Genomic DNA, 826 nt, shown 5'->3' on the forward strand with positions numbered 1-826 from the left:
TGGGAAGGGGAATGCGGTGTGCGCCGCCGCGACGGGCCACGGGGGTGGCGTCTGCGGTGGTGGCGAACGAGGTGGCGACGGTCGGCGACTCGTCGGCTGCGAAGTGCGGGGTCCGGGCGAACTCGGCCTCGGCGTACTGGGCCTCGGCATATTGGTGCGTGGGGTAGGAGTACGCGTCGTACGCGCTGTTGTCGTCGGCAGGCTCGGAGATGGGCTCGTAGCTGTAGACCGTGGTCGCGTCTTCGGCCGTTGGTCGAGAGAACCGGCTTGAAGTGAAGGACGCACGGTGTTGCTGCAAGACCTACAACCTCCGTTATCCGTGACCTGGCCGTTACTGAAAGACTCGGCAGACGGTAACGAAATGATTGCGGGGCGCGCAAGTTAACAGCCCAAACCGGCGTTATATGTGAGATGGCTCACAATTCGACCAGCGGTTATGTCGTGACGAGCCACATTCGTAATCGGACACGAGAACCCGTGGACGGCACACGGCGACAGTAACGGTTCTCGCACCGATCGAGCCGATACCGTGATCCGAGTGCCGACTCCCACCTTCGACGACTCGTCCGCCCGCGGCTCCGAGCGAGCGGAACCCCAACGGATCCGACCTCAGGACGGAGAGTTCGGCCGAGCGGACGATCCGTCGCCCACCCCGCGCATCGCGCTTGCCGTAGTACTCGCTCTGATCGCTGCGGTTGCCGCGGTGGTGGCCCAGCTGGTCGGCGTCGTCCGCAGTGTCGACGGTTCGCCGGTGGGTGACGGGGCAGTAGTGGCCGCGATCCTGGCCGGTGCCGTCCCCGTCGTCGTTGTGACCGCAGCCGCGGTG

At 65.6% G+C, this 826-nt stretch carries 1 protein-coding gene and 1 pseudogene; one reads left to right on the top strand and one right to left on the bottom strand.

The window, feature by feature from the left end:
• A pseudogene (locus RHBS_RS28140) lies at positions 1-298 on the bottom strand (M23 family peptidase); the annotation flags it as partial.
• Between the two features lie 240 nt (positions 299-538).
• Here RHBS_RS28140 and RHBS_RS28145 point away from each other — a divergent pair.
• On the top strand, positions 539-826 hold a 288-nt coding region (locus RHBS_RS28145), incomplete at its 3' end, for a hypothetical protein (RefSeq protein ID WP_145977669.1).

The sequence above is a fragment of the Rhodococcus sp. BS-15 genome (assembly GCF_000813105.1).
Lineage (GTDB): Bacteria > Actinomycetota > Actinomycetes > Mycobacteriales > Mycobacteriaceae > Rhodococcoides.